The organism is Gilliamella sp. (assembly GCF_024104075.1).
In the GTDB taxonomy this organism is placed as follows: domain Bacteria; phylum Pseudomonadota; class Gammaproteobacteria; order Enterobacterales; family Orbaceae; genus Gilliamella; species Gilliamella bombi.
Map to the genome: position 1 here is coordinate 22791 of NZ_JAGGHR010000010.1, position 14396 is coordinate 37186.

Sequence of the window (14396 nt, forward strand, 5' to 3'; positions counted from 1 at the left end):
ATGCCTAATTATCAAAATGATACCTTATTATTATTTGCTGGTATTGGTATTTTACTTGTTATTGCCTCTACTGTAGGTTGGCTATTAAAACGGCATCTTAGTAGTCCAAATAGTGTAATTGATAATCTTATCACTCGCATTAATGCATGGTGGGTAATTGTGGCTGTTATAGGTATTGCATTCTTGATAGGAAAATTTGCGGTAGTTTTTCTGTTTTTCGTAGCATCTGCTATTGCATTACGAGAGTTTTTAATTTTAACGCCTGCTAATCGTTATGATTCTTATGCATTGATATTTGCCTATTTCATTGCTTTACCTTTGCAATATATTTTAGTTGCTATATCGTGGTATGGATTATTTAGTATTTTTATCCCTGTTTATGGATTTTTATTATTAGCCATTTTGGCGGCAATAACCGGTTCAACTTATAATTTTTTGGAGAGAACAGCTGAAGTACAATGGGGATTAATGATTACAGTATATAATATTTCTTGCGTACCAGCATTATTAATATTACCAATTGATAATTATCAGGATCGCAATCTTCTTTTGATTGCTTTTTTAGTATTGGTTGTAGAGCTTTCAGATGTGTTGCAATATGTGTTTGGAAAATTATTCGGTAAACATAAAATTAGTCCAAATTTATCGCCATCTAAAACGGTTGAAGGATTTATTGGAGGAACCTTATCAGCAAGTTTAATTGGTGCGTGCTTATTTTGGATCACACCTTTTAGTTTTATCCAAGCAGGGTTTATTTCACTCATGCTTACATTATTTGGTTTTTTAGGCGGTTTGGTTATGTCTGCCATCAAACGAGATAGAGGTATAAAAGATTGGGGAAATTTAATTAGTGGTCATGGTGGTGTGCTCGATCGTTTAGATTCTGTTTGTTTTGCCGCACCGATCTTTTTTCATCTTGTACGTTATTTTTGGGTCTAACTTTAATATTAACTTTAGATAAGCAAACTAGTTTATCTAAATTATACAAATTCACATGCAAAAAAAGAGCAAAATCGTTTAATTTATGATATAAATACAGTTATAGTTTTAACTTTAAAATATAAATAAGGACTTTATTATGTTAAAAGAGCAAATGGTAGTAAAAAATTCAACGGGCTTGCATGCTCGCCCTGTAACAACACTAGTTAAATTAGCTGGTCGTTATAAATCATCAATTGAGCTTGTTTATAATGATAAAGCAATTAAATTAAAAAGTATGATGGGTTTACTTGGAGCTGGGGTTAAAGGTGGTTCAACTGTAGAAATCATCTGTGATGGTGAAGATGAACAAGCAGCAATGGACGAAATCCGTGAATTATTTGCTACAGGTTTTGGTGAGTAATTACAACATTAGCTAGCTAATAATTATTTTTTATTTGATTCCGTCGACTTAGGTCGACGGAATTGTTTTTTGAAAGGCGTAACTAGATACTTTTAAGTAGACCTAATTTAAAAAGATTAAGTTAATCTTTAATTATTGAATTCAATTCGCTATGATCAATTGAAGGCAACGTTTTGGTAAAACCTTTAGTTAGATAAATTAAATAAATAACCCCAATTGCTAACCAAACTAAACCAACAATCATCGCTGTTGCATCAAGACTTGTCCACAACCACAATGAAAGCAAAACGCCAATTGCAGGTAATAGTCCATACTTAAATAGCATTGATGCTGTTTTTGTATTACCACTAAGGTAGCTTTTGATCACACATAGATTGACAAAAGTAAACGCCACTAATGCACCAAAGCTTATCATTGAGAAAACCAAACTAAGATCTAATACTAATGATAGTAATGAAAAACAAGCGACAAAGATAATCGATAAATAAGGCGTTCTAAAGCGTGGGTGAATTTTATAAAAGATCTGTTTAGGTAGCACGCCTTCACGTCCCATTGCATAAAAAATCCGTGATACGCTAGTCTGTGCAGTCATTGCTGATGCAAAGACGCCAGTTAGATATGCCGCTTGGAAGAAATTGTACATAAAATTGTTACTAATTTGTCTAATAAATTCTATACGATTGATTTTATCAAGGTGGTGCATCACATCAAGGCTTGCCGTATCTTGGTTATCAACAAAACTACTCCACATAGGAAAAATCAGATGACCACAATAAGAGACAACCAAAAAGATACAGCCAGCAATAAGAACTGTCCAAATAATGGCTTTAGGCAGAGATCTTTTTGCATCATTGGATTCTTCTGCCAACGTTGCTATCGCGTCAAAACCTAAAAAAGCAAGGCAAAGTACTGCGGCTCCTGACATTAATCCGCTAAAATCATTAGCATTGATCTTAAGTGGTTTTATTATCACTTCTGGGGTTAAATGGGTATTAGCAAAAGTGAAAAATATAAATAATCCAATAAAAATCATCTGAACAATAATTAAGGTGAAATTTACCGAATTGATCAACTTAATACCCAGATAATTTAAGAGACTAACCCCAATCAATGACCCAAGTACAAATACATAAGCAGGAACGCTAGGAAATGCTTCGTTAAGATAAATACCTAAAACCAAATAATTTAATATTGGTAAAAATAGGTAATCAAGGATTTGTGCCCAACCCACCAAAAATCCAGCTTTTCCACCAAAAGTACGTTGTACATAAGAATAAGCAGAACCAGCAATAGGTAGTTTATTTGCCATACGACAATAGCTTAATGCAGTGAAAAAAATCATGGCAAGGGTGATGATATAGGCTATAGGTAAGTGTCCATTACTTTTAACAGTTACTTCCCCATAAGTGGTAAAGATCCCTAAAGGAACCATATAAGCTAAACCAAATGCAATTAATGCAGGTGTGGTTAAAACTCGTTTCATTTTTATTGCGGACATGACTTACTTTGCTCCTCTGTCCCAAAAAACAATAAAAAACTACTAAGTATAGTTTTGCCTTTTTACCCGCTTAAAGCGGCAGGGAATTCTGCCATATTATAATAATTATGCAAGCTAATTTTTTGTAAAAAATATTAAAGCGGGCAAATTATAAACTTTAAAGTATATTAGCTGTTAATTAAGACCTATTTAATTTAAACGGGTTAGTTAAAACTTTGAATTTCTATTTTTACATATGAGTAGCAACAGAAATACTAATTTAACAAATCAGTTTATAAAATAAGTATAGATTATTGTATTGATCTTTAGTGGAATTATGAGGTATGGTCAGGAGCTATATGGTATGTGATTGATATGTTTATCGGAGTATTGATTATTGCTGCTATCTTACATTTCACAAAAACGACAGCGGGGAAACAGAAAAAGCAAAAGCAAAAGCAAAAGCAAAAGCAATTGGAGTTGATTAAAGCTTGGATAATTATTTATGCTACACCACTAATAATTGTGGTGTAGTAATTTGACATAAAAAAGTTAAATTTTAAATTACATCATTTTGATAAACCGTTTTACCGCCAACAATAGTTGTTAACACGTTAACGTTTTGGATATCATTAGTTGGTATGGTAAATGGGTTGCGATCTAAAATAATTAAATCAGCAAATTTACCTTTTTCAATTGAACCAATATATTCATCTTGATTTAATACATATGCAGCATTGATAGTAGCACTACGCAATACTTCAGTAATAGTTAAATTACGATCGCTGTCTAATCGTGGATGATCAGCATCAATTTGTCGAGTCATAGCAATTTGGAAATCATACCATTCGTTTAAAGGATCAATTGGCCAATCGCTACCAAATGCACAGTTTACACCAGCATCAATGTATTGCCCGTGCGCTTCTAATCCATTATAACGTTCTGGACCAAATAGAGTTTGATACTGCTCAACCATTGCTGAACTACAACCAGCCCACTGAAAAGAAAATACTACGCAAGCATTTAATTGTTTATATCTGGCAAACTGGTGTGTTGCGCTTAGTTCGTTATGTGCAGTGCTTGGACGGATATCTGCATCAGGTAAGGTTTTTCGCATTTTTTCAATAGCGTCAAGTACTACTTCAATTGCCCCTTCACCAACAGTATGCATATGTGGATGAAAACCTGCTTTTGCGGATTCAAGTATTAATGCATCTAACATTTCAGTGGAATAATAAAGATCACCGTAACGATCTTTTTCGTTTTCTAACTGATATGGTTTAAGTAATCGTGCCGTCATCAAAGGTGCTTGCATTACGCCATCTACAAATAACTTAGTATGTGATATTTTAATGCCTGGTTTAGGTTGCCAGTTTTTATCATCATAACGAGTGGCAAACTGTTTTACTTTCTCAATGACATTTGGAATATCGGCAATTGATGACACATCATCAGGTGGCAATTCCCGAGCGCCGAACAGGCGGATAGAAAGCCCATCTTGTTGCTGTAGTCTTAAAAAGGCATCGGCTTGAGTTTCAGTAATTCGAGCATCCATAACAGCAGTAACGCCTTGTTTATTTAATTCTGCTTGCGATAATTTAGCAATATTAAGTGCTTGTTCATCAGTTAATTTAGAAATACTATCAAAAGCACGCATGGCTGGGGCATCTTCTAATATACCATTTAATTCGCCGTCATCAGTACGACCAATTTTACCATCCGATGGTTCTGGAGTGTTTCTATCTAAACCAAATTTCTCTAATGCTATACTGTTAGCAACCAAAGTATGGCAATCATTTGAAAACAAAATAACAGGGCGTTTTGTATTGAGTTTATCAAGATCAAAACGAGTAATATCTGTACCAATTGGCAACACTTCTTGGCGTAACCAACCACGGACTTGCAACCAATTAGCGTTATGATTGGGATTATCTTTATCTAAATAGTCTTGGATAATAGCTAAAGTCTCATCAATAGTTAAACTTTGGTAATTTAAATTACATGATGATAATTGCATGCCACCCCAAAAGGTGTGTAAATGTGAGTCAATAATGCCAGGCATCATTGTTTTACCTTGCAAATCATAAATTATTGTATGATTATCAACATAGTGACTGTTATTTATTTCTTGCGTGGAGCCTGTTGCAATAATATAGCCATTTTCAATTGCGATAGCTTCACACACGCTGTCTTGCTTATCTGCGGTGTAAATATAGCCATTAATATAAATAACATCAGCTTTAACCATTATGAAGGATTCCTTAAATAAAGATAGAAATGAAAGGCTCACGATAACAGATTTATAAAAAATTTGTCAAACGCAATAATTTTCTTTATTGTGTGAGCAGATTATGCTACAAATAGCTATTTAGTTACAGCGTCACAAGGTGAACGGATGAAATATCAACAGCTAGAAAACCTTGAATGCGGTTGGAAATGGAACTATCTAGTTAAGAGACACTTAGAAGGTGAGTTAATTACACGCTATATTGAAAAAAGTGCTGCGCAACATGCGGTCAATGAGTTATTGTTGTTAGAACATAACCCAACTGGTGTTGTTGATTGGATAAAAAAGCATTTAAACCCTGACTTAGATAATCGCTTGAAGCAAACTATTCGGGCAAGGCGAAAGCGCCATTTTAATGCAGAACAACAATATACTCGGAAAAAATCCATTGATTTGGAATTTTTAGTCTGGCAACGATTGGCTAATTTAGCTAAACGCCGTGGATGCACGTTGTCACAAACCATTACTCAATTAATTGAAGATGCAGAGCAGAAAGAACAATATGCAACAAAAGTATCAACAATTAAAGATGATTTACTATCACTCTTAGATGTAAATATTGATAGTAAATAATACAAACAACAGAATAGAAAGGTTTAATTATGGGAAAATCCCTTGTTATTGTCGAATCACCAGCTAAAGCAAAAACGATCAATAAATATCTTGGTAAAGATTTCGTGGTTAAATCAAGTGTAGGTCATATTCGCGATCTACCTGTGAGTGGTAGTAGCCAACGAGCTGAAAAATCAACAAAAGACAAAAAAGATAAAGCAGATAAAAAAGTTAAACGTTCAGAAAGACAGGTCTTGGTTGATCGCATGAGCGTCGATCCATATAACGGTTGGAAAGCGCATTACGAAATTCTACCAGGTAAAGAAAGGGTAGTATCTGAACTGAAAAAACTGGCTAAAGATGCTGACATGATCTATCTCGCAACCGATTTAGATAGAGAAGGGGAAGCCATTGCATGGCATCTTAAAGACGTGATAGGTGGTGAAGATAGCAAATATCGTCGTGTTGTTTTTAACGAAATTACCAAAACGGCGATCAAAAATGCTTTTAATGAACCATCGATGCTTGATATGGATCGTGTTAACGCCCAGCAAGCACGTCGATTTATGGATCGGGTAGTTGGCTTTATGCTATCGCCATTACTTTGGAAAAAGGTTGCTAGGGGGTTATCAGCTGGTCGTGTACAATCTGTTGCTGTACGCCTTGTTGTTGAGCGTGAACGCGAAATTCATGCTTTCATTCCTGAAGAATACTGGGATCTGTTTGCTGATTTGAGCACGGCTAAAAATGAGCCATTAAGTTTACAAGTTACTCATTATAAAAACGATGCATTCGAACCTAAAGATAAAGTTGCCATTGATATTGCGCTAGCTGAACTTAGTAAAAACCAATATCAAGTAACTAATATTGAACAAAAGCCAACTAAAAGTAATCCAACAGCACCTTTTATTACCTCAACTTTACAGCAAGCAGCAAGTACTCGTCTTGGTTTTGGTGTTAAAAAAACCATGATGTTGGCTCAAAGATTATATGAAGCAGGTTACATTACCTATATGCGTACTGACTCGACCAATTTAAGTCAGGATGCGCTAGCGATGGTACGTGATTATATTGGTAAAAATTTTGGCGATAAATATCTACCAAAATCGGCTAATGTATACAGTAGTAAAAAGAACTCGCAAGAAGCGCATGAAGCGATTCGCCCATCAGATGTTACTATCTTAGCTGATAATCTTAGTGATGTTGAAGCTGATGCCGCTAAATTATACCAACTAATTTGGCGCCAATTTGTAGCTTGCCAAATGACATCGGCTGAATATAACTCAACAACAATTTCGGTTAATTCAGGTGATTTTACTTTAAAAGCCAAAGGTCGGACATTGCGTTTTGATGGTTGGACTAAAGTGCAGCCACAGCTAGCCAAAAATAATGAAGATAAAATATTACCATCACTATCGATAAACGATAAGCTTGATTTAATTAACTTAAATCCAAATCAACATTTTACCAAACCACCAGCAAGATATAACGAAGCATCTCTTGTTAAAGAGCTTGAAAAGCGAGAAATTGGGCGACCATCGACTTATGCAACCATTATTTCGACAATTCAAGATCGTGGTTATGTGCGTTTAGATAATCGTCGGTTTTATGCTGAAAAAATTGGTGAAATTGTTACCGATAGACTTAGTGAAAACTTTAATGATCTAATGAGTTATGATTTTACAGCACGTATGGAACATGCTCTGGATGAGATTGCTCATAAAAAACAAGAATGGCGTGAAGTGCTTGATCAGTTTTTTAGTGACTTTAGTCAGCATCTTGAGGTTGCTGAACAAGCACCAGATAAAGGTGGAATGCAGCTTAATCCATTGGTGCTAACACCTGAAATTAAATGTCCAAATTGTGGGCGTGAAATGGGTATTAAAACTGCCGGTACCGGTGTATTTTTAGCTTGTTCAGGCTATGCGTTGCCACCTAAGGAGCGTTGTAAACAGACCATTAACTTAATTCCTGAGCACGAAACATTAAATATTCTAGAAGAAGCTGAAACAGCAGAAACTGATGCTTTAAGAGCCCGTAAACGCTGTCCAAAATGCCACACGGCTATGGATAGTTATCTACTTGATAATGAACGAAAACTGCATATCTGTGGCAATAACCCGATTTGTGATGGTTTTATTGTCGAAAAAGGTAACTTTAAGGTTAAAAGTTATGAAGGGCCAATTATTGAATGCGAAAAATGTGGTTCAGAAATGCATTTAAAATCAGGGCGATTTGGCCTATATATGGGCTGTACTAATCCTGATTGTAAAAATACGCGTAAGATCTTAAAAAATGGTGATGTTGCACCACCAAAAGAAGACCCAGTTGATCTACCAGAACTAAAATGCACCAAGTCAGATGCACATTTTGTATTACGTGACGGTGCTGCGGGTATCTTTTTGGCGGCGCATAATTTTCCAAAATCAAGAGAAACACGCGCACCTTTGATAGAAGAGTTACAACGTTTTAAAGAGCGCTTACCCGAAAAATTCATTTATTTGACCGAAGCACCAAATAAAGATCCTAATGGTAATCCATCAATTGTTCGTTTTAGCCGTAAAAATAAACAACAATATGTTACTTCTGAAGTTAATGGAAAATCGACAGGTTGGGTGATGCAATATATAGATGGAAAATGGATCAATAGCAAAAAGTAGGTAGGCACGTCTGAATTTTGTTAAAAACTTTCAGGAAAGTATGCGTTTTAGTATAAAATAATTATTCTTTTGCGCTAGGCTGTGAAATGACTTACCTTAGCAATTCTTCCTTTTGTAATGTTATTAAAAAGGAAGAAAGGCATACAGTTAAAGGAGCGTTTGAGTGTTATGAAATTGCAACAATTACGCTATATTGTTGAGGTCGCAAATAACGACCTCAATGTATCGCTAACATCCGAAAAACTGTATACCTCTCAACCCGGTATAAGCAAACAAATAAAATTATTAGAAGGCGAGCTCGGCGTTCAGATATTTACTCGAGTGGGTAAACACCTTTCTCAAATCACACCGGTTGGTGAAAAAATCATTGCTCTTGCCCGAGAGATCCTCAATAAGTCCAATGATATTAAGATTATCGCCAAAGAGTTTAGTCAACCAAATCAAGGCTCATTAACAATTACCACTACCTATACTCAAGCTCGTTATACATTGCCAGTTGTGATTCAACAGTTTATGCAGCAATATCCAAATATTACATTGCATATGGAGCAAGGATCATCCCCTCAATGTATTTTACAAACTCAAGAAGGTCTGGCTGAATTTGCTATTGTGACCGATATCTCACAGCTTAGCGATGATATGATAGCCTTACCTTGTTATCACTGGAACCAAGCTGTGATTGTGATGAAAGATCATCCGCTTGCCAAAAGTAAATTAATTTCTATTGAAGAGCTTTCAAAATATCCGTTAGTTAGTTATGATTTTTCTAATGATGGTTCAGATTTAAATCAAGCTTTCTTGCGTGCTAACCAATCACCTAATATTGTTTTTAGCACAACGGATGCCGAGTTAATTAAAACTTATGTTAAATTAGGTGTCGGCGTTGGTATTGTGGCAAAAATGGCGGTGATCAATACTTCAGATGACGATTTAGTTGTACTTAATGCTGGACATATTTTTCCTTACAGCACGACCTATATCGTTTTTCCTCGCTCATTATATTTACGCAGTTATATGTATGATTTTATCAGTCAGTTTTCGCCTCATTTGAATCGACAAGCTGTAGACAAACTTATGTTATGTGAAAACAATTCCGAAGTATTAACGATGTTTAACGGGGTTAAATTACCGGTTTACTAATTTATTCTATCTTTTTTTATGAGAATAAAAAATTGAAACAAAGTGCGACATAACTCGCACTTTGGATGGGTTATAACTATTTATGTCTTGCTTTTAAAATACCAATGACATCTTGTAAAGACAGATTCTGGTCTTGGAGTAAAACTAATAAATGATAAATTAAATCGGCAGATTCATTTTTTAGTTCCTCGCTGTCATGAACTGTTGCTGCAAGGGCTGTTTCAACGCCTTCTTCTCCCACTTTTTGAGCTATGCGTTTAGTGCCGTCATGATACAGTTTTGCGGTATATGATGATTTAGGATCGGCATTTTTACGCCCTGCAATTATCTGTTCTAATTCAAATAAAAATCCCCATTGAGTTTTAGTCGAAGCAAAACAACTTGTTGAGCCGGTATGGCAAGTTGGGCCAACTGGATCAACTAAAATCAATAACGTATCATTATCACAATCGGTTGAAATACTCACAACATTAAGAAAATTGCCAGAAGTTTCACCCTTTGTCCAAAGGCGCTGTTTGGTTCGTGAATAAAAAGTGACTTTGCCGCTATTTTGTGTTTGTACTAACGCTTCTTGATTCATATAGCCAAGCATTAACACATCGCCCGAAACATAATGCTGAATAATGACCGGCATTAAATTATCCACTTTTTGCCAATCCAGTTGTTGTAAATCTAATTGGGTATTGCAATTTTGCGTTAACATAATCGAATATTTACTCCATGCTGTGCCAAATATTGTTTAAGTTCACCAATATTAATAATTTGTTTATGAAAAACTGAGGCAGCTAATGCTCCATCAACTTGTGCTTCATTAAATGCCTGTAAAAAATGCTCAATAGTACCAGCACCGCCTGAAGCAATTAGTGGCACGTTGCATACTTCTCGAACGGCGTTTAGTTGAATAATATCATATCCATTACGAACACCGTCTTGGTTCATCATATTAAGAACAATTTCACCTGCACCACGTTTTTGTACCTCCTGTACCCAGTCGAGAGTGTTCCATTTTGTGGCAACGGTACGTTTTTCGTCACCAGTAAATTGATAAACATGATAATTGTTTGACTGTTTGTCATACCAGCTATCAATGCCAACTACAATGCACTGTACTCCGTAACAATCTGCAAGCCGTGTAATTAAACTAGGATCAGCAAGGGCAGGGGAATTAATCGAAATTTTATCAGCTCCAAAGGTTAATATTTGACCTGCATCTTCAACCGTTTTAATACCACCAGCAACACAAAAAGGGATATCAATCACTTCGGCAACTTTTGCGATCCAACTTTTATCGACAACACGGCCATCTGACGAAGCGGTGATATCATAAAAAACGAGCTCATCTGCGCCTTCTTCTGCATATCTTTTTGCTAAGGGGACTATGTCTCCAATAATTTCATGATTACGAAATTGTACACCTTTAACCACTTGTCCATCGCGAACATCTAAACAGGGAATTATTCTTTTGGCCAACATGAAATTGCCTCCTGAACTGTAAATTTTTCTTCAAGTAAAGCACGGCCAACAATGACACCTTTAACACCACTGTCTTTCAGTGCTTTGACATCACTCAATTGACCAATTCCGCCAGACGCTTGAAAAGCAATCTGTGGGTATTTACGACTAATTTCCTGATACAACTTAACGTTTGAGCCACTGAGTGTGCCATCTTTGGAAATATCTGTACACAATACATGCCTTAAGCCATAAGGAAGGTAATCATCAATCACTTGTTCTAGTGTCTGACAGGAATCTTCTTGCCATCCATGAATAGCGACATATTTATTTCCTTGGTTGTCAATGCGGACATCAAGAGCCAATACTAGCCTTTCTGCACCATATTTTGAAAACCACTGTTTGACTAATTCGGATTGCTTAATAGCTGTCGAACCAATTACTATGCGAGCAGCGCCGGCAGATAGCAATGATTGTATATCTTTTTCGGTACGAATTCCTCCACCAACTTGAACCGGTATTTGCACACCATTAATCAGATTTTGTATTAGCAAAATTTGGCGTTTTTGGGGATCTTTCGCACCTGTTAAATCAACAAGATGTAACAGTTTAGCACCTTGTTTTTCATAATCCTGTAAGCGTAAAAGAGGATCGTTACCATAATCACGTTTTTGTCCATAATCACCTTGATGTAATCGCACCACATTGCCATCAATTAAATCAAGAGCAGGAATGATGGTTGGAAAAGTTGTCATAGCTACATCTCCAAAAAGTTTTTTAGCAATTTTGCACCGGCCAAGCCAGAACGCTCGGGATGAAATTGCACGCCGTAAAAGTTGTCTTTTTGCACGGCTGCGGTAAAGCTTTCGCCGTAATTGGTTTCTGCTATTGTTGCTGAGCATAATGGCATCGCGTATCCATGTACAAAGTAAAAATAAGCATCATCAGGAATATCTCGAAATAGATGATGACCGGCTTTAGGGGAAACCTGATTCCACCCCATATGTGGTAAAGGTAAACCACAATCAGGAATTTCTCTAACTTTTTCGTGAATAATTCCCAATGTGTTAACATGTCCTTCGGTACTATAATCGGCTAAAAGTTGCATACCAAGGCAGATCCCTAATACAGGTTGAGTACAGACTTTGATAAGTTCAATTAAATGACGCTCTTTTAATTTTTCCATTGCTGAACTTGCGGATCCTACTCCAGGTAAAAACAACTTATCTGAGCTGAGCACGATATCAGAGTCAAGGCTAATTATTGGATCATAACCTAATCGTTGCACGGCATATTTGACCGAAGATAGATTAGCACAGCCAGTATCGAGGATGACAATCTTCATTTATAGCACTCCTTTTGAGCTTGGTAATCGGTCACTTTCAATTTTGATGGCTTGTTTTAATGTTCTAGCAAAAGATTTAAATAAACTTTCTACTTTATGATGATCATTATCGCCTTCTGTTTCAATATGCAATGTAATAGCCATAGCATAACTTATTGAGTAAAAGAAATGTTCTACCATTTGCGTGCTCATATCGCCAACTTTAGGGTGAGTAAACTCTGCTTTAAATTTTAGATAAGGGCGTCCTGAAATATCTATTGCACATCTGGCCAAACACTCGTCCATAGGGATAACAGAGGCATAACGGGTAATACCACGTTTATCACCGAGTGCTATTTTTAGTGCCTCTCCTAAAGCTAGTCCAGTATCTTCTATGGTATGATGATCATCAATATGTAAATCACCATCAACTTGGATATTGAGTTTAATTCCACCATGAGTCGCAATTTGATCGAGCATATGATCAAAAAAACCAATTCCAGTATTAATTTGACTGCCACCTTGGCGATCAAGCCACACTTCAACAAGTATTTTAGTTTCTTTAGTATTGCGTTCAACTTTTGCATAACGATCTTTAGTGGTTAATCGTTGGGCGATTTCGTCCCAATTTAAATTTTCAGGATGATATCGTAATCCTTGGATTTGCATGTTTTCAGCCAATTGAATATCTGTGACCCTGTCACCAATAACATAACTGTTTTGTTTATCTAATTTACCACTAGTAAGATATGGCAAAACTAATTGGATTTTCGGCTTACGACACTCACAATTATCTTCTGGAAAGTGTGGGCAAATTAAGACATCCTCAAAATTAACACCTTGCGATTTAAAAATCTGCATCATCAAATTGTGTGGACCATCAAAATCAGCCTGTGGATAGCTACTAGTCCCGAGCCCATCTTGATTGGTGACCATCACTAAATGGTATCCCGCAGTTTGTAGCTTGAGTAGGGCTGGGATAACATTAGGTTCAAAAGCCAATTTTTCAAACTGATCAACCTGAAAATCAACTGGAGGTTCAGTAATTAGTGTGCCATCTCGATCAATAAATAAGTACTTTTGTAACATCTTTGCTCCTATTTAATTGTTTTGAGCGCAGAAATGACTGCCTCGCACTCTGCTTGGGTTCCAATGGTAATACGAATAATATTTTGTTGCCCAATAGATCTACTTTGATCTCGTAAAATAATACCTTGGCGCCATAAAATATTAAATACATCTTTATCATGTTGAAATTTAACACACAAATAGTTGGAATAACTTGGATAAACTTTTTCGACAATTGGCAATTGTCGAAGTAAATTGGCAAATTTTTCCTTTTGATTATTTAAATTTACCACATGTAGCTTCATAGTATTCACACCATCTTTACTCAATGCTTGAGCTGCAATATCAGCAACAGGGGTTGCTAGAGGGTATGGTGCAATAACCTTCTGTAAGGCTTCGATCACAGGTTTATTAGCAATGGTGAAACCGCAACGTAATCCAGCCAAAGCAAAGGCTTTGGATAATGTTCGTAAAATCACCAAGTGAGGATAGTCATTAAGCCAACTAACGACACTAGATTCAGGCGAAAACTCAATATAAGCCTCGTCAATAATGACCAAAGCACGATCTTTGGCAATATTAAGTAAAGCTTTGATATCATCAGAATCGATTAAATTACCGGTCGGATTATTTGGTGAACAGACATAAATTAGTTTTACAGTATCAATATTTTGTTTTATACCCTCAAGATCAAGCTGCCAATCAGAAGTGGTTGGCACAGTTTTGGTTTTAATACCTAATGTCTCAGCACTTACTTGGTACATACCATAAGTTGGTGGACAGTACAAAATGCTGTCTTTTTCAGGCTCACAAAATGCACGCATTAAAAGCTCAATGGCCTCATCAGCTCCTCGGCTAACAAGCACTTGTTCAGTTTTAACCCCTGCATATTGTGCATAGCGACAGATAACCTTTTCTGGTTGTGGTTCTGGATAACGGTTTAAGGTTTGATCGGTCAATTCAAAATGTGGAGCAACGGGATACTCGTTTGCATTTAGCCACACATCGCCTTGACCACCAATTCGCCGAGCAGATTGATAAGGTGTTAATTGCTGAACATTTTTTCGAACTAATTTATTGATATCCATTTTAGC

General features: G+C 36.2%; 14 protein-coding genes. 6 read left to right on the forward strand and 8 right to left on the reverse strand.

Features of this window, described 5'->3' with window-relative positions:
• Together J6569_RS04495 and J6569_RS04500 are read left to right on the forward strand one after the other, a co-directional pair.
• A complete protein-coding gene (locus J6569_RS04495; RefSeq protein ID WP_296317817.1) occupies positions 1-939 on the forward strand; it encodes a phosphatidate cytidylyltransferase in 939 nt (312 codons plus the stop codon).
• A 139-nt stretch (positions 940-1078) separates the two neighbouring features.
• The gene (locus J6569_RS04500) at positions 1079-1342 is read left to right on the forward strand and encodes an HPr family phosphocarrier protein (protein ID WP_034913021.1); all 264 of its coding nucleotides are present in this window, start codon (positions 1079-1081) and stop codon (positions 1340-1342) included.
• Between the two features lie 121 nt (positions 1343-1463).
• Here the strand turns inward: J6569_RS04500 and J6569_RS04505 are convergent, their stop codons facing one another.
• Positions 1464-2840: an APC family permease gene (locus J6569_RS04505; RefSeq protein WP_085164033.1), complete on the reverse strand. Its 1377-nt coding sequence runs from the start codon at positions 2838-2840 to the stop codon at positions 1464-1466.
• A gap of 345 nt (positions 2841-3185) precedes the next feature.
• Between J6569_RS04505 and J6569_RS04510 the strand changes: the two genes are divergently transcribed.
• Positions 3186-3353 carry a hypothetical protein gene (locus tag J6569_RS04510; protein WP_296317819.1) on the forward strand — a complete coding sequence of 56 codons (168 nt, stop codon included), beginning with the start codon at positions 3186-3188 and terminating at the stop codon, positions 3351-3353.
• A gap of 25 nt (positions 3354-3378) precedes the next feature.
• Here the strand turns inward: J6569_RS04510 and J6569_RS04515 are convergent, their stop codons facing one another.
• A complete protein-coding gene (locus J6569_RS04515) occupies positions 3379-5067 on the reverse strand; it encodes an amidohydrolase (RefSeq protein WP_296317821.1) in 1689 nt (562 codons plus the stop codon).
• 147 nt (positions 5068-5214) lie between these two features.
• On the opposite strand from J6569_RS04515, the gene matP reads away from it, so the two are divergent.
• The 3 genes from matP (at position 5215) to cysB (ending at position 9458) form a co-directional block, all read left to right on the forward strand.
• Positions 5215-5679, forward strand: a complete 465-nt coding sequence (matP, locus tag J6569_RS04520; protein ID WP_085164035.1) for a macrodomain Ter protein MatP — start codon at positions 5215-5217, stop codon at positions 5677-5679.
• Positions 5680-5708: 29 nt separating this feature from the next.
• Entirely contained in the window at positions 5709-8318 is a 2610-nt protein-coding gene (topA, locus tag J6569_RS04525) for a type I DNA topoisomerase (protein ID WP_296317823.1), read from the forward strand.
• A gap of 168 nt (positions 8319-8486) precedes the next feature.
• Positions 8487-9458 (forward strand): HTH-type transcriptional regulator CysB, encoded by a 972-nt coding sequence (cysB, locus tag J6569_RS04530; protein WP_296317825.1) that lies wholly within the window; start codon positions 8487-8489, stop codon positions 9456-9458.
• A 76-nt stretch (positions 9459-9534) separates the two neighbouring features.
• On the opposite strand, the gene hisIE is transcribed toward cysB, so the two are convergent.
• From hisIE to hisC, 6 genes are read right to left on the reverse strand one after another with little or no spacing between them, the layout of a single operon-like run.
• A complete protein-coding gene (gene hisIE, locus J6569_RS04535; protein WP_296317827.1) occupies positions 9535-10161 on the reverse strand; it encodes a bifunctional phosphoribosyl-AMP cyclohydrolase/phosphoribosyl-ATP diphosphatase HisIE in 627 nt (208 codons plus the stop codon).
• Entirely contained in the window at positions 10155-10931 is a 777-nt protein-coding gene (gene hisF / locus J6569_RS04540; protein WP_296317830.1) for an imidazole glycerol phosphate synthase subunit HisF, read from the reverse strand. The genes hisIE and hisF overlap by 7 nt, the downstream gene beginning before the upstream one ends.
• Positions 10913-11665, reverse strand: coding sequence for a 1-(5-phosphoribosyl)-5-[(5-phosphoribosylamino)methylideneamino]imidazole-4-carboxamide isomerase (hisA, locus tag J6569_RS04545; RefSeq protein ID WP_296317832.1), 753 nt, complete (start codon positions 11663-11665; stop codon positions 10913-10915). The genes hisF and hisA overlap by 19 nt, the downstream gene beginning before the upstream one ends.
• A gap of 2 nt (positions 11666-11667) precedes the next feature.
• Entirely contained in the window at positions 11668-12255 is a 588-nt protein-coding gene (gene hisH / locus J6569_RS04550; protein WP_296317834.1) for an imidazole glycerol phosphate synthase subunit HisH, read from the reverse strand.
• Positions 12256-13323 carry a bifunctional histidinol-phosphatase/imidazoleglycerol-phosphate dehydratase HisB gene (gene hisB / locus J6569_RS04555; RefSeq protein WP_065590969.1) on the reverse strand — a complete coding sequence of 356 codons (1068 nt, stop codon included), beginning with the start codon at positions 13321-13323 and terminating at the stop codon, positions 12256-12258.
• A gap of 8 nt (positions 13324-13331) precedes the next feature.
• Positions 13332-14390, reverse strand: coding sequence for a histidinol-phosphate transaminase (gene hisC / locus J6569_RS04560; protein ID WP_296317837.1), 1059 nt, complete (start codon positions 14388-14390; stop codon positions 13332-13334).
• Between the last annotated feature and the right edge of the window lie 6 nt (positions 14391-14396).